Source organism: Microbulbifer mixtoriginis (SeqCode), assembly GCF_052466715.1.
The window spans coordinates 1,205,062-1,227,199 of sequence record NZ_CP174288.1; the positions used below are offsets into that span (position 1 = coordinate 1,205,062).

General features: G+C 46.0%; 22 protein-coding genes. 8 read left to right on the forward strand and 14 right to left on the reverse strand.

The features are described 5' to 3' along the window. Positions 1–11: 11 nt before the first annotated feature. The 6 genes from ACJJH9_RS05430 to ACJJH9_RS05455 all read right to left on the reverse strand — a co-directional run bounded on the left by ACJJH9_RS05430 (position 12) and on the right by ACJJH9_RS05455 (position 5,757). Positions 12–1,814, reverse strand: coding sequence for an acyl-CoA dehydrogenase (locus tag ACJJH9_RS05430; protein WP_444924560.1), 1,803 nt, complete (start codon positions 1,812–1,814; stop codon positions 12–14). A gap of 299 nt (positions 1,815–2,113) precedes the next feature. Next, entirely contained in the window at positions 2,114–3,187 is a 1,074-nt protein-coding gene (locus tag ACJJH9_RS05435) for an MJ1255/VC2487 family glycosyltransferase (RefSeq protein WP_444924561.1), read from the reverse strand. Beyond that, positions 3,184–3,690, reverse strand: a complete 507-nt coding sequence (locus tag ACJJH9_RS05440) for a phosphatase PAP2 family protein (RefSeq protein WP_444924562.1) — start codon at positions 3,688–3,690, stop codon at positions 3,184–3,186. Before ACJJH9_RS05440 ends, ACJJH9_RS05435 begins: the two co-directional genes overlap by 4 nt. 254 nt (positions 3,691–3,944) lie before the next feature. Continuing rightward, positions 3,945–5,012, reverse strand: a complete 1,068-nt coding sequence (locus ACJJH9_RS05445) for a saccharopine dehydrogenase family protein (protein WP_444924563.1) — start codon at positions 5,010–5,012, stop codon at positions 3,945–3,947. Positions 5,013–5,173: 161 nt separating this feature from the next. After that, positions 5,174–5,422 carry a DUF1653 domain-containing protein gene (locus ACJJH9_RS05450; protein ID WP_252085197.1) on the reverse strand — a complete coding sequence of 83 codons (249 nt, stop codon included), beginning with the start codon at positions 5,420–5,422 and terminating at the stop codon, positions 5,174–5,176. 14 nt (positions 5,423–5,436) lie between these two features. Next, positions 5,437–5,757, reverse strand: coding sequence for a DUF3301 domain-containing protein (locus tag ACJJH9_RS05455; RefSeq protein WP_444924564.1), 321 nt, complete (start codon positions 5,755–5,757; stop codon positions 5,437–5,439). A gap of 54 nt (positions 5,758–5,811) precedes the next feature. On the opposite strand from ACJJH9_RS05455, the gene ACJJH9_RS05460 reads away from it, so the two are divergent. From ACJJH9_RS05460 to tmpT, 3 genes are all read left to right on the forward strand, one after another. Next, a complete protein-coding gene (locus tag ACJJH9_RS05460) occupies positions 5,812–6,507 on the forward strand; it encodes an SDR family oxidoreductase (protein WP_444924565.1) in 696 nt (231 codons plus the stop codon). Positions 6,508–6,797: 290 nt separating this feature from the next. Continuing rightward, positions 6,798–7,325: a DUF1097 domain-containing protein gene (locus tag ACJJH9_RS05465; RefSeq protein WP_444924566.1), complete on the forward strand. Its 528-nt coding sequence runs from the start codon at positions 6,798–6,800 to the stop codon at positions 7,323–7,325. Positions 7,326–7,599: 274 nt separating this feature from the next. Further along, positions 7,600–8,238, forward strand: coding sequence for a thiopurine S-methyltransferase (gene tmpT, locus ACJJH9_RS05470; RefSeq protein WP_444924567.1), 639 nt, complete (start codon positions 7,600–7,602; stop codon positions 8,236–8,238). Positions 8,239–8,269: 31 nt separating this feature from the next. Here tmpT and ACJJH9_RS05475 read toward each other — a convergent pair whose 3' ends face one another. Together ACJJH9_RS05475 and ACJJH9_RS05480 are read right to left on the reverse strand one after the other, a co-directional pair. Beyond that, entirely contained in the window at positions 8,270–8,548 is a 279-nt protein-coding gene (locus ACJJH9_RS05475; RefSeq protein ID WP_444924568.1) for a GIY-YIG nuclease family protein, read from the reverse strand. Positions 8,549–8,608: 60 nt separating this feature from the next. Next, the gene (locus ACJJH9_RS05480; protein WP_444924569.1) at positions 8,609–9,697 is read right to left on the reverse strand and encodes a PA0069 family radical SAM protein; all 1,089 of its coding nucleotides are present in this window, start codon (positions 9,695–9,697) and stop codon (positions 8,609–8,611) included. Between the two features lie 128 nt (positions 9,698–9,825). Between ACJJH9_RS05480 and ACJJH9_RS05485 the strand changes: the two genes are divergently transcribed. After that, on the forward strand, positions 9,826–10,974 hold the full coding sequence (locus ACJJH9_RS05485; RefSeq protein WP_444888467.1) for an epoxide hydrolase family protein: 1,149 nt from the start codon (positions 9,826–9,828) through the stop codon (positions 10,972–10,974). 258 nt (positions 10,975–11,232) lie between these two features. Here the strand turns inward: ACJJH9_RS05485 and ACJJH9_RS05490 are convergent, their stop codons facing one another. Next, positions 11,233–11,694 carry a hypothetical protein gene (locus ACJJH9_RS05490; RefSeq protein WP_444898689.1) on the reverse strand — a complete coding sequence of 154 codons (462 nt, stop codon included), beginning with the start codon at positions 11,692–11,694 and terminating at the stop codon, positions 11,233–11,235. Positions 11,695–11,740: 46 nt separating this feature from the next. Then, positions 11,741–12,211 carry a DUF6841 family protein gene (locus tag ACJJH9_RS05495; protein WP_444924570.1) on the reverse strand — a complete coding sequence of 157 codons (471 nt, stop codon included), beginning with the start codon at positions 12,209–12,211 and terminating at the stop codon, positions 11,741–11,743. Positions 12,212–12,345: 134 nt separating this feature from the next. On the opposite strand from ACJJH9_RS05495, the gene ACJJH9_RS05500 reads away from it, so the two are divergent. From ACJJH9_RS05500 to ACJJH9_RS05515, 4 genes are all read left to right on the forward strand, one after another. Further along, on the forward strand, positions 12,346–12,945 hold the full coding sequence (locus ACJJH9_RS05500) for a LysE family translocator (protein ID WP_444924571.1): 600 nt from the start codon (positions 12,346–12,348) through the stop codon (positions 12,943–12,945). Positions 12,946–13,160: 215 nt separating this feature from the next. Next, on the forward strand, positions 13,161–14,459 hold the full coding sequence (locus tag ACJJH9_RS05505) for a condensation domain-containing protein (RefSeq protein WP_444924572.1): 1,299 nt from the start codon (positions 13,161–13,163) through the stop codon (positions 14,457–14,459). 346 nt (positions 14,460–14,805) lie between these two features. Then, positions 14,806–16,089 carry a hypothetical protein gene (locus tag ACJJH9_RS05510; protein ID WP_444924573.1) on the forward strand — a complete coding sequence of 428 codons (1,284 nt, stop codon included), beginning with the start codon at positions 14,806–14,808 and terminating at the stop codon, positions 16,087–16,089. Positions 16,090–16,678: 589 nt separating this feature from the next. Continuing rightward, positions 16,679–17,923, forward strand: a complete 1,245-nt coding sequence (locus tag ACJJH9_RS05515) for a cation:proton antiporter (protein ID WP_444924574.1) — start codon at positions 16,679–16,681, stop codon at positions 17,921–17,923. Positions 17,924–18,075: 152 nt separating this feature from the next. On the opposite strand, the gene ACJJH9_RS05520 is transcribed toward ACJJH9_RS05515, so the two are convergent. The 4 genes from ACJJH9_RS05520 to tdh all read right to left on the reverse strand — a co-directional run bounded on the left by ACJJH9_RS05520 (position 18,076) and on the right by tdh (position 22,097). Beyond that, complete coding sequence (locus ACJJH9_RS05520) at positions 18,076–18,987, reverse strand: alpha/beta fold hydrolase (protein WP_444924575.1); 912 nt, start codon at positions 18,985–18,987, stop codon at positions 18,076–18,078. A gap of 372 nt (positions 18,988–19,359) precedes the next feature. Continuing rightward, positions 19,360–19,977, reverse strand: coding sequence for a LysE family translocator (locus ACJJH9_RS05525; protein WP_444924576.1), 618 nt, complete (start codon positions 19,975–19,977; stop codon positions 19,360–19,362). Between the two features lie 118 nt (positions 19,978–20,095). After that, on the reverse strand, positions 20,096–20,914 hold the full coding sequence (locus ACJJH9_RS05530; protein WP_444924577.1) for an AraC family transcriptional regulator: 819 nt from the start codon (positions 20,912–20,914) through the stop codon (positions 20,096–20,098). A gap of 157 nt (positions 20,915–21,071) precedes the next feature. Continuing rightward, complete coding sequence (gene tdh / locus ACJJH9_RS05535) at positions 21,072–22,097, reverse strand: L-threonine 3-dehydrogenase, zinc-binding type (protein ID WP_444885566.1); 1,026 nt, start codon at positions 22,095–22,097, stop codon at positions 21,072–21,074. Positions 22,098–22,138: the final 41 nt, after the last annotated feature.

Sequence of the window (22,138 nt, forward strand, 5' to 3'; positions counted from 1 at the left end):
ATCGTCACTCGCTAAAACCAATCGACTCGCATATCGAACGGCAGGTTATTGCCACTTTGCAGCAGGCTTATTTGCGGCTGGATATTGGGTAGTTCCCATTCAAAATAAAAGAGGGCGGTGTGCAACTTGCCACGGTAAAAATTGCCATCTTCCTCGCTGGTAGTTCCTTCCAGGGCATTCGCGGCGATAACCGCCTGTCGCAGCCAGATCCAGGCCACCATAATGCAGCCGAAAACATCCAGATAGAGAGTGGCATTACTGAGCCCGCGATCCACATCCTCCTGTAATTGCGTAAACAGGGCCATGCCCGTTTCGTCGAGCTTTTGCAGGGATTCCTCCAGGGTATCGGCCATGCTAATCAAGCTCTCTTTCTGCCGTGCTTCCAATACCGTTTTACGGATTTCTGTTTGTAACAGCTGGTAGGCCTGGAAATTTTTGCTGGGCACTTTGCGCGCGAGTAGATCGAGGGCGTGGATACCTTCAGTGCCCTCGTGAATGGCGTTCAGGCGATTGTCCCGATAAAGCTGTTCCAGGGGGAATTCCCGAATATAACCGGCGCCGCCGAGTACCTGGATGGCCAGTTCATTGGCTTTCAGGCAGTATTTGGAGGGCCAGGATTTCACTACCGGAGTAATTAGGTCTAACAGAGTGGCTGCCAGCTGGCTCTCTTCTTCCGTGGGTGCGCTGTGCTGGTCTTCATAAAGAGAAGTGGCGTACATACTTAAGCCCAGGCCACCCTCGGCATAGGCCTTTTGCATCAGCAGCATACGGCGAATGTCTGCATGTTGAATAATGGGAACTTGCTTGGCGCTGGGGTCCTGGTTGGAAGGCAGGCGTCCCTGGGGGCGGTCCTTGGCATACTGCAAGGAGTAGGCATAGCCCTGATAACCTAGAATAGAGGCCCCTGCGCCGACACTGATACGAGCCTCATTCATCATCTGGAACATATATTTGAGCCCCTGATGAGGCTCACCGATCAGGTAGCCCACTGCGCCCTGATCCTCACCAAAACTCAATACTGTAGAGGTCGTGTTGCGAAAGCCCATTTTATGCAGTAATCCCGCCAGTTTTACATCGTTGGGCTGGGCTACCTGGCCGTTTTCATCAAGGAGCATTTTAGGTACTAAAAATAGGGATATTCCCTTAACGCCGGCGGGAGCACCCTTGATTTTTGCCAATACCAGATGAACGATATTTTCTGTCAGAGACTGGTCGCCGCCGGAGATATACATCTTTTGTCCGCGAATACGGTAGCTGCCATCTTCAGCCTGTTCGGCACTGGTGCGGATATCGGCCAGAGCTGAGCCCTGATCGGGCTCTGTGAGGGCCATAGTGCCGGCGAAGCGGCCATCGAGCATCTGCGGCAAAAACTGTGCCTTTAGGCTGTCACTGGCAAAAGAGCGCAGTAGGTTGGCGGCGGCAATAGTCAGGAAGGGGTAGCAAGCGCTGGCAATATTTGCGGCACTAACATAGCCAAGGGCCGTGCTGATTATCGCTTTGGGCAGCTGCATACCGCCTTCATCAAAATTACAGTGCCCCGCGAGAAAACCGGCCTCCGAGAAGGCATCCCAAGATTGCTTGGTCTCTGCGATCATCTGTATTTTTTCGCCGTCAAAGTTGGGCTCATTGGCATCGCCCTTGGCATTGTGATTGGCGAAAAATTTTTCGGCAATAGTGCGTGCGGTTTTCAGTGTTGCATCGAAAACTTCCCTGGAATGCTCCTTGTAACGTGGTCGCTGTAGCAGCGCTTCGGTATCGAGAAATTCATAGAGGAGAAATTCGGTATCACGGTCGTTGAGCAATGAATTAGTCATGCTTACCTCATTATTTTTTTTATGGAGCAAATGTACATATTAGTCCGACTACAAAAATTTCAAATCCACTGCACTATTGCTTGAGATAGACTCTCGTGCCGTGCTGATCAAATATTTTTTTGAGAGCTGGATAACTAAATGTCTAGTTGGTGATTGAATGGCAGATAAGTAAACGCTGAGGCTCAAAATTGGGCAATGACTTTTTGTGTGAATGCGCTTGGCGATATGGTGGTAGAAGGCCGTGGGCCATAGACTGGCAATGGTCATTACAACTGTGGATAGCGCAAAAAAAAGAAGGGTTAGTCGGTAGCGTTCTGGTAGGTGGGTGCAGACCCTTCGGTGGGGCGGGGGGTCACTTGTCGCCATAAACTGCTGGCTAGATCTGCGGGGTCTCGCTTGCAGCCCTGTGCTATCCAGGCAGCAATAGCTTGTGCGACATCTGGCCATTGGATACGTACAGATTTTGGCCCCTCCTGCAACCAGGTGTGAATACTATTGGCATCTATGGAGCGTACGATTTTCGCCAGCTTTAGTTGTTCCAGTGCTTGGGCATTGGCTTCCTGTTCAAATTGATAGGCCAGTGGTCGGCTTAGGATGGGTTTGCCTTGAGCCAGGGTCTCTGCCAGTAATTCAAAACCACTGTTACAGATTACTGCACGGGCATTGACCAAGTCCTGTTGGAATCCTAGTGTGGAAGGCGACTTTATCTGGATATTGTTTGCCGTGGGCAGATTTTCTGGCACACCGTAAACAATAAATTGCCGTTCTACTTTGGCCAGTTCCTCCAGCATGGGTATTGGGTGTTCAAAGGGCAGGTAGACCAGAATGTAATCTTCTGTGTCACTCACGGGTTTGGGTTGAGGGGGGACTATGGGCGGTAATATGGGGTTGCCAAAGTGATGCCAGTGCAAACCCAGGCTTTTTTTTGTGGGAGCAAAGATACGTAAAACGGTATGAAAAGGCCAGTTATACCTGGGCATGGGAATCGAGTGTAAAAAAGCGTATTGGTGACCGATACCCACACTGGGCTTTTTGCGCATTTTCGCCGCCCAGGCGGTGACAGGTTCATAGTCACTGATGATTAGGTCGTATTCGCTAACTGGCAGTTTGCGGACATCCTGGATTAATTGGCGCAATTTAGCCTGGGCAACCGTGGCCAAGCTTCTGAGGCGCCCCTCACTGTGGACAATGGTCATTCCCTCCCGCCACCAATAATCGCCAAACAATTCCATGCCAAACAGGTTTTCCTTTGGTCGACCTGAAAACAGCCATTGGATTTCAAGTTCTGGGTATTGTTGCAATGCCTTTGCCAATGTGCGCGAACGGGCAATATGTCCATTGCCGGTGGCCTGAACGCCATAGAGTATTTTCATAAAAGGACGGCGCCAGTGGCTATTGCGACACATGAACCGAGAAGGGCACCGGCGAAAATATCAGAAGGGAAATGTACTCCCAGGCCTACACGGGCGGCGCCCACCCCGGTCGCCCAGATATAGCCTAATCCCCACATTGGGCTGACTTGTTGAGTCATAAATGTAATAAAAAGAAAGGCTGCAGAGGTATGTCCCGAGGGCAGGCTGAAACGGTCATGGGCGATAATAATCGGGCGCATACCGGGGATAGCCTGAGGTGGACGCCTGCGGCGGGTCGTGTTTTTGATTGTCCAATAGAGAGAACGCTCTACCGCCAAGCCAGAGAATGCGGCAATAAAAAGCTGAGTGGCGGCGTTGGAAATAATATAACTGAGGAGTACGGCGACGGTGAGCCAGCCATCTCCAGATTTGGATAGCCAAAGGTACCGTCTGCGTGAAGTGGGACGTGACGCCCGTTCCGTGAGATACAGAACCAGGGACACATCAATACTCTTCAAATTCATGGATAAGTCTCGCATGCCGCAAACTTAAAAATTGATTATTGCACGGAGTTGACCAAATGATGTCGTAATAGTGAAATCTCAAAATAGATGTTATTTACGCCTATATGCCGCTTTTAAAAGCTTGGCAGAAAATTGATCCAGGATAGGTGAATAAGGCGCTAAGAAAGGAATGGCTGGAAAGAGAGTCGGAGCAGCTGTCCGCGGCTCCATGATTTGCCCGTTAGAAAAAAGCAGAAAGGTTTTGAGAATAGTGGCTAGGCCGGCTTGATTTCGATCGTTCCAGAGCCGTGTAGATCCTCCACCAGCTTATGGCCGCAGAGTTTTGATGGCGTGAAATAGCCCCCCTCGCCCTGATAGTCGAGGAGATATTGCATGATTGCCAGGGAACCAGAGACGGTGACATCGTAGCCGTTGGCGGTGGTGAGTCGGCCAACTTTACGCTCACCGCGACGGTCATTGCGCACTTCTCCCCAAACCCAGGTTTTCTGGCCGGCACGACGCTCTTCACTGGGGCCTCGAACAGACTTGCTCACTTTTGCTTTCAGCCAGTTTTGTAGCCACTGGGTACGAAGCAGCCAACGAAATCCATTCAGGCGCTTTAGCTTCTTTGCCCTTGCCGGGCTCATGGGGATGTAGGCCTCAATATTTTGGATACCGGTTGAGTGGAAGGCAGTAGAGATATCGCCCCAGGGAATTGCGACAGCAAACTTTTCACCTCGGCCAAAATCGATGGTGCGAGTAAGCTGCCCATGGCCAATGGTTTCGATTTTGCCATTGCGCCGAATGGCGCCTCCCATACCGAGGCTTTCGATAGAGGTCTTGGCTGTACCGGGGCTTAAACTCGACTCCGAGTCGAAGCCAAGCGCCAGGTGCGTGGCTGACGGCAGAGCCTTGTGTAATGCGGCAGCGAGGCAATCAGTAGGAATGACATCGAATCCCGCACCAGGGCAAAGTACGACGCCCTTGGCTTTGGCTTCATCATCAAGACGATGTGCGGTCTCATAAACGGAAATTTCACCAGTGATGTCCTGGTAGTGGGTACGGGTGTTGAGGCAGGCCCTCATCATGGATTCAGCGGTAGCAGAAAATGGACCGGCGCAGTGGATAACCAGATAAACGTCCCGCAAGCTGCGTTCCAAGACTTCCGTATTAGCCAAGTCGATGGCCATGGCCGGGAGATTAAGGGCTTCTGCCAGAGGCTGTAATTTTTGAGCATTGCGACCAGCTAGAATGGGGCGATAACCCAGCGCTACAGCTTGGCGGGCAATCAGCTCACCAGTGTAACCATAGGCGCCATAGATCATAATATTCTTGTTGTTCACCGGTTTTCCTTGTGGGTTCGAGAGCGGGTTGTCCGAGAGGATCAAGCTTGTTTGTCAGGCGCCAAATTTTATCGATTAATATCGGCTTCTGTCTGACACGAGAGGTTATCCCTCTGGCATTAAATGGCGCAAGACAGGGATTGGAGACTGATTGGATTTATTTATTCTGGCGCTTTTTTTACGTGGGTGTTATCCATCATTTCGAAGGCTTTTTCGAGTTTAAAGCGGGGGAATGTTTTTCCATCCTCTGAGACTGTGTCGCTAAACATAGCGTAGGGCCTAGCCGAAACAATATAGTTTCCGTAGAGCGCGCGATAGATCACCAGGAGCTCTTCTGTTTCGCTATGGATGGCCGTGTGCAGGACTTCGTAAAGATTTCCTTTGTAGTGGCGATAAAGGCCGGGTTTCATCAACAAATACCAAGTTAACTCAAATGGTGTGGAGACAGCTGTAGCTGCTCAATACGGCGGCCGTGGAGAATTGCTACACCGGAATAGCGATGTTCTCCAGTGGAAGTAAATTCAAACTCATAACTGCGTTGCAGGCTGATCTGGCCTCGACGGTCACGCCTTAAGCGGGTGCGTACCAGCACAACCGTATCGTCGAGAAGTTGCACTCCCAGTTGTTTGCAGTGATTGGCCGCAGCGCGCCTGACATGTTCTTTTGCTGCCATATTGGACCAGATATACCAAGCCACGGTAGCTAATAGTAATAACCAAAGTAGATTGTCGGGTGAGTAGTACATTGTTCTACAGTTGCTATGATCGCGATCCGCAAGAATAACACTGAAGGAGAGGCGATGTCTGGCACCATAATGATCACCGGCTGTAATAGAGGCATAGGCCTGGAGTTGACTGCCCAGTTTGCCAAGGATGGGTGGCGTGTATTTGCCTGTTGTAGAGATCTGAAAAAGGCCGATGAACTCAACGCCTTACAGGCTAAATACCCATTGATAGAGCCCATCCAGTTGGATGTAACCGACTATGAGCAAATGATTGCTCTCGGTAAGGCCTTGAAAGGGGAGCCTATCGATATCTTGCTCAATAATGCGGGATATTACGGCCCGAAAGGCATTGGTTTTGGCAAAGTGGACCGGGAAGAGTGGCGCCGCGTATTGGAGTCCAACACCATTGCGCCATACATGATGGCGGAAACTTTTTGCGATAACGTAGCGGCCAGCGACTACAAGCTGATAGCCATGATGAGTAGCAAGGTGGGCAGTATCGCCGATAACTGCTCTGGGGGTGGTTATATTTATCGAAGCTCCAAAACAGCACTCAACCAGATCGTTAAAAGCTTGTCGATTGATCTCCATGATCGCGGAATCACAGTTATGGCCCTGCACCCGGGCTGGGTGAAAACTGCGATGGGAGGTCCCGGTGCCCTGATTTCAACGGCACAAAGTGTGGCTGCACTGAAGAAACTGCTTACGCAAGCGGGTCAGGGTAAGAGTGGGCGATTTTATAATTACGATGGCAGTGAAATCCCCTGGTAATCCCCATATCCCCCCAATTGACCTCTGTTGATCACCTACTAAGAAAACGCCCTTTGGGTAGGTAGAACCACTCCCTGAATTTGCCGCATGTTTGTACCGATTGCAAGATTGGGCAAGGATGCGGAAGAAGTCTGCTACCCGCAAATTCAAAAGACGCGAGAAAATACACTTAATGGAGGGATGACTATAGCTCCTCCACTTATTGTTATCAGTAGTCAGCGTGGCGTAGAAAGCATTTAGGCAAGGAATTGCCAGTCATTAATGCGTGCAGCGGAGATTGAGAGAAAGTAATGAATAGCGTAACTGAAAGTCTCGAACATAGTAACGGGCAATCTCAGGAACGTCTTTTTACTGGGTTGCGGATTTTTCTGAGTGCCTCTTTGGCGATTGTGGCAGCCCAGCTTGTTGGTGTGCCCAGCTGGGTGGCGGCCCTGGGTGCTGTTACCTATTTTGCCAGAGGCGGCAGTTTGCGTTCCGGTGGCTATAACCTGGCCTGTGCAGTTACAGGACTTGGGCTAGGATTGGTCGCAATTGTGGGAACTGCAGGGTGGCAACTGGAACAACCATGGTTAGCTTTACCTATGGCCTTATTATTATCGGCCATTGGGGCCTGGGCAATGGGTTTGGTTACTGGGGTTGGCAATATTATTAGTTATGGGATTGGTATCTTGATCGCTTTCACAGCTCAGCAACCGATCTCTTTAGATGGTTATTTCCTGCTTATTACTGCTGCTGTAGTTGGCGCGATAGTCGCGGGGTTGGTTGATTTTATCTGGCCGGGAAAACTCTTTATCTCTGGATCGACGAAAAGCAAATAACTTGTGGCTGTTGAAGAAAGAGAGAGTACTCCGGACTCCCATTACATCTGTGAAAGAATTGTTCTGAGGTATCGTTAATGTTGAAGAGCATCGTATTTACAGGAGCCTTTGTTTTTTTAACTGCACTGGCTTTCACTGAGCCCGAGGCTTCCGGTCCTGAAGCAGAGTCTGAACTGGAATACCTTTTATATTAGGTTTAGTGAGTGTGAAGGATCTCTGAATTATCCGTCAGAGTTATCAGAAATAACCGTTAGAATGCACACGGGGGTGCAACATGGAAGCGACATATTGGCATGAGAAGTGGAAGAAAAATAATATAGCTTTCCACGAAGCCTGTGGTAATTCCTTACTGTCGGAGTTCTTTTCACAGCTTTCTCTCTCCAAAGGCGATAGAGTATTTGTTCCACTATGTGGCAAAACCCGTGATATCGCCTGGTTGCTTTCTGGAGGTTATCGAGTCGTTGGTGCCGAGCTGAGTGAAATGGCGGTAGAGCAACTATTTCAAGAGATGGATATAACCCCAGAAGTCGAGCAAATTGCCAACCTTAAGCGCTATAAGGCCAGCAATATTGATATTTATGTAGGGGATATTTTCGACCTGGATAAGGAACTACTACAGGAAGTTGATGGTATCTATGATCGTGCCGCCTTGGTGGCGTTGCCACAAGACATTCGCCCAGTGTATGCCCAGCACTTGATGGCGATGACAAAAGTGGCCCCTCAATTACTGATATCTTTTGAGTATGAGCAGTCTGAGTTAGCGGGTCCCCCCTTCTCCATCAGCTCTCAGGAGATTTTTGAGCGTTACAATGCGGATTATCACCTGAAGATGCTGGCCTCCAGGGATGTGCCAGGTGGCTTAAAAGGGCTGGTACCAGCGATGGAAGTGGCTTGGCTGCTTACCAGGCGCTAGTCGCTTAGGGCTCACGAGGGCAAAATGATGGTTAGCTGGGTAAATCAGGCAATGCCATTGTGCCGACAATAAGCGCTTCTTTTTTATGCTTGGGCCACCTCTTGATGGCGATTTCCAATTTCAGTGCAGAAGATTTATCCTGAGTTTTTACCTGATATTCAAGTGTGAGAGGCCCTTTACCGCGAAGGGCCTTGGCCGCTTTGGCCCCGCCACCACAGTGCTCGGCAAAGCGTCGTTGAATATCTTTAGTTATCCCCGTATAGAGGGTACCGCTGGAAGTGCGGATTAAATACAAAAACCAGGCATCCATTAAAATCTTGTCCGCAAGGGGTTTTTCTCAGTTTCTTGTAGGTTAAAACGCATAGCTCAGTTAAAAAAGAGACTGCTGCTCGCCGGCTAGGGGTGGTGTTTTAAATTGGCTGCTATCCAGGGATAGGCGCCGGTGATTTAACCCCAATTTCCTAATGGCGACAATAAAACGCTGCCGCAGTAACTGAGCAAAAACCCCTGTACCGGTTCTGCGTTGGGAAAAGTCACTTTGATAGTCCCGCCCACCGCGGCTCTGTTGTATCAGACTCATTACATGGTCGGCCCTTTGTGGGTAATGTAGTGATAGCCACTCACGGAAAAGTGGCGCCACCTCATGGGGTAGCCGCAGGAGGATATAGGCCGCCCTCTCGGCACCTGAATCCCGCCCGGCCTTCAAAATAGCTTCCAGCTCACAGTCATTAAGTGCCGGGATCATTGGAGCTGCAAGTACGGCCGTGGGTATCCCAGCCTTGCTCAATTGTTCGATAGTACGCAGGCGGGCAGAAGGCCCCGCTGTGCGGGGTTCCAATTTCCTTTTTAAATCCCTCTCCAGAGTAGTCACGCTAATTGCCACCTGAGCAAGGTTGTCCTGTGCCATCTCAGCCAAGATGGGAAGATCCCGTAAAATCAGCTGGCTCTTGGTGACAATGGTGACCGGTTGTCGAAACTGCTGCATTACTGTTAGCAATGCCTGGGTTATGCCTTTCTCTTTCTCCAGAGGCTGATATGGGTCTGTATTCGCGCCTAGTGCTATGGGACTACAGGTGTAGCTTGGTTTGCGCAGCGTCTGCTCCAACAATACGGGCGCGTTAGCCTTAAAAAAGATCTTGCTTTCGAAGTCGAGCCCTGGGGAAAGATCCATATAGGCATGAGCTGGTCTCGCGTAGCAATAGACACAACCATGCTCACAGCCACGGTAAGGATTGATAGACTGAGTAAAGGGGATGTCGGGCGATTGATTGGTAGCGATAATCGACTTGGCCTTCTCTTCAATGGCGGTAGTCAGTAGTCGCTCCAGAGGCTCAGCCTCGGTTTGCCAACCATCGCTTTCCCGTGTACTGATGTGCTCGGCAAAACGACCAGTGATATTACTGGCGGCTCCGCGCCCTTTATGTAAGGGCTGAGGATTGTTTGATTCTATTTTTTTCATCGGAACTAGGGTGCTGTATGTTTGTACAGTTTACGGTTTTGGTTCAGTACAAAGCAATGGCCAATCAATCTTTGTAATTGTCTATCCGCGGCTACTTAGTCAGCTCACTCAGGAGATGGAATCTACGAATGGCTCAGGTCCAACCTTTCAGGATTGATATACAAGAATCTCAGCTGGCTGATATGCACCGAAGGATACGGGAGGCACGTTGGCCTGAGGCAGAAACCGTAGATGGATGGGCGCAGGGAATCCCTTTGAATTATCTTAAGGATTTCTGTGATTATTGGCTAAATGACTATGACTGGTATGCCACTCAGCAGAGGCTGAATCAATATGACCAGTTCATAACAACCATTCACGACCTGGAAATTCATCTAATTCATGTCAAAAGCAGTCATAGAAGCGCCACGCCAATCGTAATAACCCATGGTTGGCCCAGTTCTTTTGTGGAATTTCTCAAAGTGATAGGGCCCCTGACTGAGCCGACTCAATATGGGGGGAGTGCTGAGGAGGCTTTCCATGTGGTATGCCCATCGCTCCCTGGTTTCGCTTTTTCGGGTAAGCCTGTAACGACGGGGTGGGGTATCCCAAGAATTGCCGCTGCCTGGGATACCCTAATGCATCGCCTGGGGTATCAATCGTACTTGGCTCAAGGGGGAGATTGGGGCCGGTCGGTGACCACTGAAATTGGCATACAGAATCTGGGCGCGTGCAGGGCTATTCATATCAATAATCCCAAGGAAGAGCCAACCGCTGAAGCCTTGCATTGGCCCAGCGAGGAAGAGAAAGAGGCTCTGGCCGGAATACGATTCTTCAATTGTTGGGATTCCGGTTTTGCCAAGGAACAGAGCACCCGCCCTCAAACACTGGGGTATAGTCTTGCGGATTCTCCCATAGGACAGGCTGCCTGGATATTAGAGAAGTTTCATTTATGGAGCAATTGCCAGGGAACTTTGGAGAGTATTTTTACCAGGAATGAATTACTAGACAATATCATGCTTTATTGGCTGACAAATACAGCGGCCTCTTCTGCGCGACTATTTTGGGAAAGCTTCGATGCCCCCTATGGCCCCGATCAGGAAAAGGTAGTGCAATTGCCTACTGGAGTCAGTATTTATCCTGGGGAGATGGTAAGAATACCCCGCTCTTGGGCTGAGGGGCGTTATAAGAACATTTGTTATTGGAATCATTTGAAACGGGGAGGGCACTTTTCGGCTTTTGAACAGCCCGAATTATATGTCGAGGAAATAAGGGCCTGGAAGAGAAGCTTGCAGTAGAAGCTGGTAACTTCTCCCAATTAAGATAGCCCTCACCCTTCAAGGCGAGAGCCGGCCCCCTATAAAGTTCTCATCCATTGATAAGAGCCTCAGTGTTACGCAGACAGAAACTGGCATCACTTGGTCATATCAAAAATTGGTAGAGTTTCTCTACTAACTGGCTACAGATTATTTCCTCAGTTTCCAATACGAAAGGGTTTTATTGAGCTTAATGAATCTAATTGCCGAGTTATCAATTATTCTGGGGCCAATTTGGGATTACGAGACACTTTCGGTCTCGGGGTTATATTTAGGTGGCATGGTTAGTCCGGGTCGCTCATCATCCCAAATCATATTGACTATTTTCCATGAATGCCCATCGTGATAAAGCTGAATGCTGTTTATCCCCCGCTTGATAAACTGGGTTTTATCACTATCTCTCCAGGCTTCGTAACTACTGAATGCGTGAGCGATATTGCCGAAAGACTCAATAATATTGTGAATTTCAACCTCATAAAAAGCGGCATCTCCAACCACCCTCTGAAAATTTTCAGGGTAATCCTGGATATTCATGACCAGCGCCTGGGGATTACCTTCACCATCTAAAGAGGTTCGAATGACTTTAGCGTAAGGTGTGAATAGCGATAATTGTTTTTTCCAGTCGCGCTTGAATCCTTCTGGGCCAGAAATCACTTGATACAATTCTGTAAGAAGCACTCTGATTTCACTATGAGATCTCATTTCTAAATCCCTCTAGGTTTTTTAGGGGCTACTACTGTTTTATTGTTTAACTTTTACCTGTAAAACATTTTGTATTACTTTCTGGCTCGGAAGGGAGCCAGGATAAGATTTTCCACCCTTCTTCAGTCTTGGCCAATGTATAAGTGCTGCATTGATGATCCAGAACCTGTCTTTCTGAGCTGTAGCGTTTAAGCAGTATTGTTGTAACGGACATATTCTCACCCTGAAAGAATGTCTTGAATTCAAGGATCTCGGAATTTTTATAGCCTCGCTTGGCTAGACCATCACGTATTTTAGATAGTACTTCTTCTACTTGTGCTGAATCTTGTGGGGTTAAAATGTGTGGGCCAAAGATAAAGTGAGGTGATTCTGTGAAGAAGTGAGATGCGGAGCCTTTTATGTTGTTCGAAGAAAATTTATTAATGAAGTCTGTGATATGTTCTTCGACTGTGGGCTCTGCGAGTGATTGAAAGCTGGTACACATGAGCAAGGTTGCTAGGAAAATAATTCTTTTCAACTTGATTTCCTTTAGTTAAATTGGGGTAACTCTCTTAGGGTTCGCCATTCTCAGTAGCGCTTATTTATCGTGATTGCATCCCAATAACAATCATTCTTTTAAGATGATAAATTAAATAATATTCGAGTGTAAATATGTCCTTGTTCTTAGCGATGTTTGGGTTTTCGCTCACTATGTCGATCACGCCAGGGCCTGTAAACATGGTAATCGTCTCATCTGGAGTGCAGTATGGTTTTGCTCGTACCATTCCATTTGTATCTGGGGCGACAATAGGATTTACCTTACTGCTTGCCATGATCGGCTTTGGACTTTACCAGGTATTGGAGCGTTATCCACAGGTGTTGCAGTATCTTGCTATCGCTGGATCACTCTATGTCATCTATCTGGGGTACAAGGTTGCCAGCGGGCCCACGGAAGAGATAGCTGTTGCTGAACGTACCCTGCCGCGCTTCCATGAGGGGTTTCTTCTGCAATGGTTAAATCCAAAGGCATGGATTGCCTGTGTAACTGGTGTTGCCTTGTTTTCAAGCCCTCAGAGTAACAGTTTATTTTATTTTGTGGGGATTTATTTTTTTGTCTGTTATTTGTCATTAACCGCCTGGGCTCTTATGGGGGATAGAATCAGGCTGGTGTTAGGGACTGAAGTGAGAATTAAAATATTTAATAGAGTGATGGGGGCATTGTTAGCAACTTCCGCAATCTATCTGCTATACAGTCAACTTCTTGAAAAATAGCGCCTTACAGCTAAGGTGCTTGGCTTGACTGGTGAGCAGGATCTCTTGCGACCATATCGTTACATATATTCATTGATTGTGGTTTCTAACCCTGTGAGATTGATGCTCGCAATGACATAGGGAAGCCGGGAGGGGATATTGATTTATGATTAAGCCTTATATTATTTCTTTTCTATACTAATTGGCAGTAACCTCCCTTTAGGGGTGAGCCTGCTATGAAAAAAACAAAACCTTTTCGTAAGCTTGGGGCTCAGGAGGCTCTCTTTGTAGAGTTGACCGAGAGGTCTAAGGGTGCAGTACAACTGGTTGTCTTCTTCAGAGCATGCAAGTCTATAGGTGTTGAAGAGTTAATGGAGGGGATGGAATACCTACATAATCGTCATCTTATGCTCCGTTCTCGTGTGGAAAAAAAATCTTATGCTCAATGGTTCTGTGATGTAGGATTCCGAGATATTCCTACTGAGATTAAGAGCGATACATCTTCTTTTGATTATCAAGCAGAGTTTAACCGCTTGGGAAATGAAATTCTTGAGTTAGATAAATATAGTTATCGCTTGACGATTTACACCGATAAGCATGGATGTGTAATGTGGGTTGCTCTTGTTGTAAGTCATGCTGCCATTGATGGACGTTCAGCATTAATTTTGATCCGTGACTTGGATAGGTTCTTGAGGGGGCAGCAAAAAAACCAGTTTTCCGCCTCCATAATGGATAAATCTATGGTGGAATATATTAGCTCAAGGCAGAGGCTTAAAAATCCACAATTATCCGTTTATAACAATAATTGTAAAACCGTAAAATGGCCGGTTGAAAAGGCTGAACATGCTTCCTCTCGGAGTGGGTGCTCTATTTATCGGCTTCTCCCTAAAAAGCTGCACGATCATTTTTGTTTACTTGCAAAACAGGAGAATGTTCAAACCACTTCAATCTATAGTGCTATTGCTGTCCTCGCTGCAAGATCGTTACCAAGCTTCCATCCCATGACAGAATTAATGTTACCTATTAATGCCCAATACTTGTGTAAATCTCAAATAGATCAAGATGTTGTAGGAGAGTGTACGACTACAATAACTTTATCCTTATCCGCAAAAGATACCAGCCTCGATTTGTTGAGTCTTGCACGGCTAATACAAAAAAAAGTTCGTTTATGTTTAAGGCGTAAAAGTTTTTTTGAGCCTCCTTTGAAGCTCGATTATAGGCTCGTGGAGATAGAAGATCTGGCTGAGTATTATGCTTCTGAAAAAAATTATTTCCCGTCAGGTCTTTGTGTTTCTAATGTGGGGGATGTGTTTGGGTATACGGGTTTATTGGAATTCTTTGATTTTGGTTTGGTTATGACTGTTCAAACTCATGGGGCGCACCCCATCATGCTGGTGACTTACGCTCTAGGTGGGGAAGGTGTTTTTGTTTTTGGTTATTGTGAGCCACTTATCAGTAAGGAGAGTGCGCTTAAATATGTGAAAACTTACATGGAATTAATTGCCGATATTTCCAATGGTTATGCTGTTGAATAAAGCTGCTTTAAAAGTATAGCAGTTCTTCCTAAGTTTATAGTTAATAGATGCATTCCTGAATCCCCCAGTTTTTCACTCTCATTTGAGTTGTTTCCAGAGTATAAGGTTTCTCAAGTTTGCGGTGATTGCCGACAGTAGAGGTTAGATAGGCTATTGATTGCAGATGAATAGATTTAAGGGTTTACAGGTATATTGACTGCACCTTGGATATCGGTCTCTTTTTGTTTAAAGAATTTTAAATGAAAATACGTTTCGGTGTGTCGATATTAAGTAATCTATTTACTTTTTCTATACTAATTGAATAGTCATCTTAACTTGTGATTTACATCTGTGCAGGATTGAAGCTATGCAATCAGAGCCATATTCACGAGAGTTAGGTGCGGTCGAGGCCTTGATGGTCGAGTTTGCCAGGGAGTGTCATGGGGGGACTCAAATTGTCTCCTTTATTAAGGTACTTCAACCATTAAATGTGAAGACTTTGCAAGACGGGCTGGCCTGGGTGCACCATTTGCATCCTATGTTGAGAGCAAGGGTTAAATTGGGGGCGAATTTCGAATGGCATTGTAATGTGGACTTTAGCTCAATCCCTTTAGAAGTTTATGTGCTTGATCATGGTTTCAATTTTGAGTTGGAGTATGTGAGGCAGTCTAAAAAAATTATAGATATAGAAAAGTATATTTATATGATAACACTTTACATTGGTAATAACCAGTGTGTGGAATGGATTTCCTTAGTTGCAAATCATGCGGCTATTGACGGTAGATCAATAATGGTCTTGTTCTTTTATCTAGATTTATATTTGAATAAAGGTGGAAACCTAGAGCTAGAGCCGCTGCCATTATATAAGCCTATAGAGGAATATCTCAAGGAAGCGGGGTACAGTGGTGGTGATCATCTGCTTCTACCAGGTAAGGACTATCTTGCATGGCCGGTCGAGCAAACCGCAGACTTGGCCAGGCGTCAAAGTAGAGCAATCCTGCGTACTCTATGTTTCGATGATGTAGAAAAATTAGCCTTAATAATCAAAGAGAAAAAAATAGGCTTTACTGCGCTGTTCAGTGCTTTGGCAGTTATTTCATCTCAGCAGTTGGCCAATCATCGATCCTGGACAGAGATCGTATTGCCAATGGATGTACGTAGTCTGTGTAAACCAAAGATAGGTTTAAATGTTATTGGGGCCTTTACAGCGATAACAACAGTGGAAGTTTCACCGCACAATTCTGGTGTGGGAGTTTTGGACTTGGCCATAGAAATACAAAATAATTTGAATGAAAGATTTAATCCCAGCGAGTTGAAAGGCTTGATTTTTGAGTCTAGTTGCAGGCTAAAAGATATCATGCAAGCTGCAAATGAATACTCCCATAAAAGAGAGTCATTTCCAGCGGGCATTTGTGTTTCCAATTTAGGCAGTATGAGAGGATTGTGTGGTGAATTGAAATATTTTGATATAGCTGCTGGTATGCTTGTTCAAAATCATGGTCACTACCCTATGATGGTGATTGCCTATACTACCAATCAAAATGGGGTATTTGTTTTTGGGTATTGTGAGCCACTTATTAGTAAAAATAGTGCGAAAGCTATGGCTGATCAGTATATGGAGTTATTGCAAGAGCTTGTTTGTTCCTCATGAGGTCTGAACTGATGAACCCTTGTTTGTTCAATTTTTAAATTGATATATTGCCGTTCATTTCCCCCCTTTCTCCTATACTGAATACTGATTGTGTAGCCTTTCTATACGACAACTTCCACCAATGTAGGGCTCAAACATGCACTTAGAGCCATTTTTTCTCGAGCGGCATTCCCAAGATACTAACTCTAAGAGGGTGACTGTCGGGTCGGATTTTGGGGGCCAAATTTCACTTTCTAAGCGGGGGAGCATCAAACCTCTGAGCAGTACTAGTGCTGACTTTCTATTGAGTAATATTGTCCGACAGGGTGAGAGATCCTTGTGATGTAGTTCGGTTGGATGAATATTAGTCATGAACTTTATCGGCATTTTTGATGAGTTATCGACCCTAATAAATTGTGATTGCTAGGAATTTTTACAAATTGATCAAAGTCATCAAATCATATGTAGCTAAGGCCTTGTGGTTATTTAGGAGTTTATTAATTAGCTGGCGGGAAAGAGTTAATTTCATAGTGCTTTATACAGATGATGGCACAAGGTTGTATCCTTCTGAAGAGATGGGTGATAGTACATTCCACTGGAGAGTAAACTTGTGAATGATGTGATTGTCATTGTAGGGCAAGGGCTCTATTTGGCTGTGGCAGCAATCATTGGTTTGGGTATTTCCCGGATATTAAGAATTGATAATACACTAGGATGCTTATTGGCTGGTGTATTGGCTGCTTTTCTGTTACCGGTAATCGATTATGATACAGGGTTGAGGGCAACCAGCTTAAGGGAATTGGTTTTTTTTGTGATTTTGCCCGTTCTAATTTTTGAGTCTGCTTGGCAGCTTGAGCCAAGGATTTTAAAGCGCTGGATTGGTCCGATTCTATTATTTTCGACTCTAGGGCTAGTCATTTGTGCCTTCCTGATCGCAGCAATTACCTATTATGGAATTGGCCATCCGGCGGGATTTCCCTGGATAGCGGCATTGTTGACTGGTGCTATTCTGGCGGCTACCGATCCTGTAGCGGTAGTGAATAAGTTGCGACAAGAAAAAACTGGGGAAGATTTACTTTCTCTTATTGAAGGGGAAAGCTTATTTAATGATGCCGCAGCAGTAGTCCTTTATTCTCTGGTCCTAGGGCTGGCCACTTACTCAATTGTACAGGGGACAGGTGTAAGCGCTGAGGCTCCATCGCTGAGTGTTAGTTCAGTAACGCTGTATTTCTGCATGATATTCTTTGGTGGCGTTGCTGTAGGCTTGATCTTGGGGTTGCTGACAACACTGGTTATTTTGTTCCTACGAACACCAAGTGCAGCATTAATGACTCTAGTGATTGTGGCTTTTGGTAGCTTTTACCTTGCGGAAAGCATTTTGCATGTATCTGGTATTATTTCTGTTATGACCTGTGCCATAGTGGCTAGAGCCTGCTTGCGAAAACAAAGGAAAACCTATCTGGTAGATGCAGAAACCACTTGGGAGTGGTTGGGGCTTCTCTTTACTTCAATTATCTTTGTGATCATGGGGTTGGTCATTACTTTCGAAATGTTTACCCATCAATGGTTGGCGATGTTAATTGCCACGGCCGCAGCACTGGGCGCTCGGGCCCTGTCGGTGGTGCTGGTAGCACCATTAACGCGCTTCGTAGGTCCGCCAATTCCAAAGTCTTGGCGACTGCTGATGAGTTGGGGAGGGTTGCGTGGAGTGATTGCTGTAGCCCTGGTACTTTCTCTTCCCGTTGAATTGCCCTACTGGTGGACTATCCAATCTATGGTTTTTGGTGTAGTACTTTTTTCCTTGCTAGTGCAAGGAACTACCAGCGGGCGTTTAATCAGAAAGCTGGATATCTAAAGCTTAACTACTGGATGTTTTCTGTCCGATTTTCAGGCAGGAGTAATCTGGGAAAAAGTTTGAGAGATATTTTTTATATTTCTGCTTAATTGTGTCGTGATTTGAGGTTTATCATTTGCTGTTGTGCTTTTCTATTTATGTTATGGCGGCTTTTAGTAAGAGCCTGCTTCAGGCAGGGATGATTTGAATGAGATAAACTGGTTGGCTGTAGTTTTCGGAGATTCAAGCATTGGTAAATGCCCAATGTCTTTGATCAGCTGTAGTTGGGAGTTAATAATTTCTCTTGATAGGATTGTGCCTGCGCTAGGATGAAGTATCCTATCCTTATCGCCCCAGGTAATTAAAGTAGGCTTGGAAAACCCCTTTAATCTTCCCTCTAGTGGAGATGAAAATTTGATACTTCCATCTTTAATCTGATGAATGTCTTTAAATATCTTTTGGTACAGTGAGAAGTTATTTTCAGCTATTTTTGATAGCTCTAATATTGCAAAGCCTGGTATAAAAGGTCTTTTGTGGAAAACATTATCTAATAGCGATTCATACTCCTCTCTGTTCTTGGACAGAATAACAGGTAATTCATCGCGTAAAATTTTCTCAAACATTGGACTGCTGGGTGAACTTTCCACTCCAAGAGGGTTTAAAAGCCATAAGCTATTTATCTTTTCTGGAAACTCTACAGCATAGTTTCCAGCTATGTATCCACCCATTGAATTGCCTGCAAGGTGAAAGTGCTCTAAACCCATTGCATTCACAAAGCTGTTCAGGCGTTGAGTTTGGGGTAGGACATCATAGTTTAAGTCTGGATCTTTAAAGCTCTCTCCAAATCCAGGTAAATCCGGTGCAATGATCTGAAAGTGTGGGGTTAAATATCTAGCTAAGCGAACCCAGTTATCTTTGTCAGCCCCGAAACCATGTAAGAGAACGAGCGGTGTACCTGACCCACCCTGCAAGTAACTAATTTCCCCCTCTTCAATTTCAATTTTTTTGAGCTTTAGGCCCGATATTTTTCTTTCAGCAAAAGTTCCAAGCGTGAAAAGTGTATGGGTAATGGAAGTTAAATTCATTGTATTGGTTGTAGTGGTTATAATTACTTAACTGAAAAATCGATGTTGCTCAATAGGACATTGATCATTCATTGATCAGCCCATTTGATTGATATCCACATTGGTTAGAAATTTTGAGTCAACGATTTAGTTGTTTGAAGTTTGTATAATCCTTCAATACTAACAGGGCTGTAAAGGCTATCAAATTGGAATGTATGATATGGACCTATTTTGGCACATAATATTTCCTCAAGAGAAGATGTTGGATTTCTGCTAACTTGCAGAGAAAGGATGCCGGGTTTAATAGATATGCTATGAGCATATTGCTAGGTTGCCATTGCCAGCCAGTGTTGTTTTTCGTGTCTAAAGCATTTAATTGCCAATCACTCTTTTTTAGATCAACATAATTGGATTGTCTAATGCTATCCATAATGCCACTGAGAGCAAGCTCAAAGAAAATAGCATTCCCTGTACTCTTTGGCTTCTATCATTAGTAGCGAATTTTGCGAGTGCACTTCCGAATACAATCCAGCAGAGGTGTGTTGATAGATTAAGGATAGTCATTAGTGCGATTAGTAATAGGATGGTTGTGGTGGGTTCGTACTGAAGGTTAGGCGCAAAGATAGAAAACATGGTAAATGTTATAATCCAGCCTTTAACGTTTAGAATTTGAATCAACATTCTATTCCATATTGAAATCTTCGGCGCTTCTCCCTGGCTCATTGGCGACTTAGGTTTGGCGAAATGATAAGTGAGATAGATTAGATAGATTACACCGCCAACTTGAAGTGCTCTTAAGGCAAAAGGGTCGCTGGTTAACCAAGTCATTAAGCCAAAGCCAACTAAGAACCCTTTCACAATAAAAATAAAATCTATTCCGGCCATTAGTGGCAGTGACCTGCGGATACCCAAGCTTGCGCCGGCTGCAGCGAAGGTGATATTGGCAGGACCAGGGCTAAAGATAAGTGGAAACATAACAGCCATCCACGCGAGAACAAATTTCATACTCATAAGACGTACCTATGCCAAACATTCAGAAGTTACCAGTTGAGGGTTGTGGAAACAGCTTTACTGGCGGTGAGGGATGAGTCTATAGAGAGGAGCTATTACTATCTTGTATAAAATTGCGCTATATCGATTTTAGATAACGCCCAGGCGTAATACCAAAAGTCTTCTTGAAGTTTCTACTCATATGGCTTTGATCAAAGAAACCACACTCGGTTGCTGCTGTGGCAGCATTTAGCCCTTGCTGTAGCAAAAGGCGGGCCTGATGAATTTTGTAAAGAACCAAAAATTGATGGGGAGCTATACCATAGTGCTTGCTAAAGCAGCGGATTAATTGGTATTGGCTCATTTCCGTGAGCTGACATAGTTGCTCAAGGGTTACGTTGTATTGCCAGTGATCACACAAATAGTTGCGGATTTTTATTGCAGCTGAGATATCTTTTGTATTTCGAGGGCTGATGTTCTGGTCGCCATGATTGGCGAATAGCTTGGTAAGCGCCAACGTTAAAAGGCTATCTACGGCAAGCGGTAAGTGAGTACCATTCAGGCTGCAGTGAAGTTGAACGAGTAGCTTGAAAAGCTCAGGATCATGAATAATAGGGCCCTTAAGGAAAGGCATCGGGGTTTTACCAGGGCTACTATGTTGCCGCAATATTTGTGTAACCAGCTTTGTATCAAAATAAAACATCCGGTAATGCCAGCCTTGCTCGCTACCGCTGTAACCTGTATGTATTTCACCGGGGTTAATGGCGACAATGTTCCCCTGGGGGATGATATTACTTTGCCCGCGATAATCTAATTTCTCCGCGCCTGCCTGGATAATGCCAATGGCTAATTCATCGTGCCAATGTTTATTAAAGGCAAAACTGCGAAAGTGTGCATGAAATAGTTCTATGCCACTGTGTTTTGGGCTACGCCAAATCGCCGAAAATTCCTTTTGCATCTATAGGTCTAATTCATCAGATCTTATTTATCAATACAGCTGTTTCAGCTGCGAGCATTACAAGATACAAAAAGAGGAAGAGCTGGGCAAAAAATCTATTAGTAGAGGGGAAAGCGGGAGGTAAGGCCGTGGAGTTATCCACGGCCAAGAGCAATAGTTATTGCCAGTTGAGGATCACTTTGCCGGACTCACCAGAGCCCATGGTGTCGAAGCCTTTCTGGAAATCGTCGATTGGGAACTGGTGGGTAATAATCGGGGTCAGGTCCAGACCGGATTGAATCAGGCTGGCCATCTTGTACCAGGTTTCGAACATTTCGCGGCCGTAGATCCCTTTTATGATCAAACCTTTGAAGATGACCTGGCTCCAGTCAATAGCCATTTCGCCGGCGGGAATACCGAGCATGGCGATCTTGCCACCGTGGTTCATTGCCTCGAGCATATCGCGGAAGGCAACGGGAACCCCGGACATCTCCAAGCCCACATCGAAGCCTTCGCTCATGCCCAATTCTGTCATCACATCTTTAAGGTTTTCCTTGGAGACATTCACGGCACGGGTGGCCCCCATCTTGCGGGCCAGATCCAGGCGATATTCGTTGATATCAGTGATGACCACATGGCGTGCGCCAACATGTTTGGCGACTGCTGCGGCCATAATGCCGATAGGACCGGCGCCGGTGATCAATACATCTTCGCCCACCAGATCGAAAGAGAGGGCGGTGTGTACGGCGTTACCGAGGGGGTCAAAAATGGAGGCCAGCTCATCGGAGATGTTGTCTGGAATTTTAAAAGCGTTTAGTGCCGGAATAACCAGGTATTCGGCAAAAGCGCCCTGGCGGTCCACACCAACACCGTAAGTGTTGCGGCAGAGGTGGCGGCGGCCGGCGCGGCAGTTGCGGCAGTGGCCACAGGTGATATGGCCTTCGCCGGAAACGCGGTCGCCAACTTCAAAACCGGCAACTTCCTGGCCCATACCAACCACTTCACCCACATATTCGTGCCCCACTACCATGGGCACTGGGATGGTCTTTTGCGACCACTCATCCCAGTTATAAATATGCATGTCGGTGCCGCAGATGGCGGTTTTGTGAATTTTGATCAGCAGGTCGTTATGGCCCGGCTCGGGGATTTCCACATCGGTAAGCCAAATACCCACTTCAGACTTCAATTTAGAAAGTGCTTTCATTGTCATTAAAACTACAAAAAGAAAGGCGCAGCACCATCTGG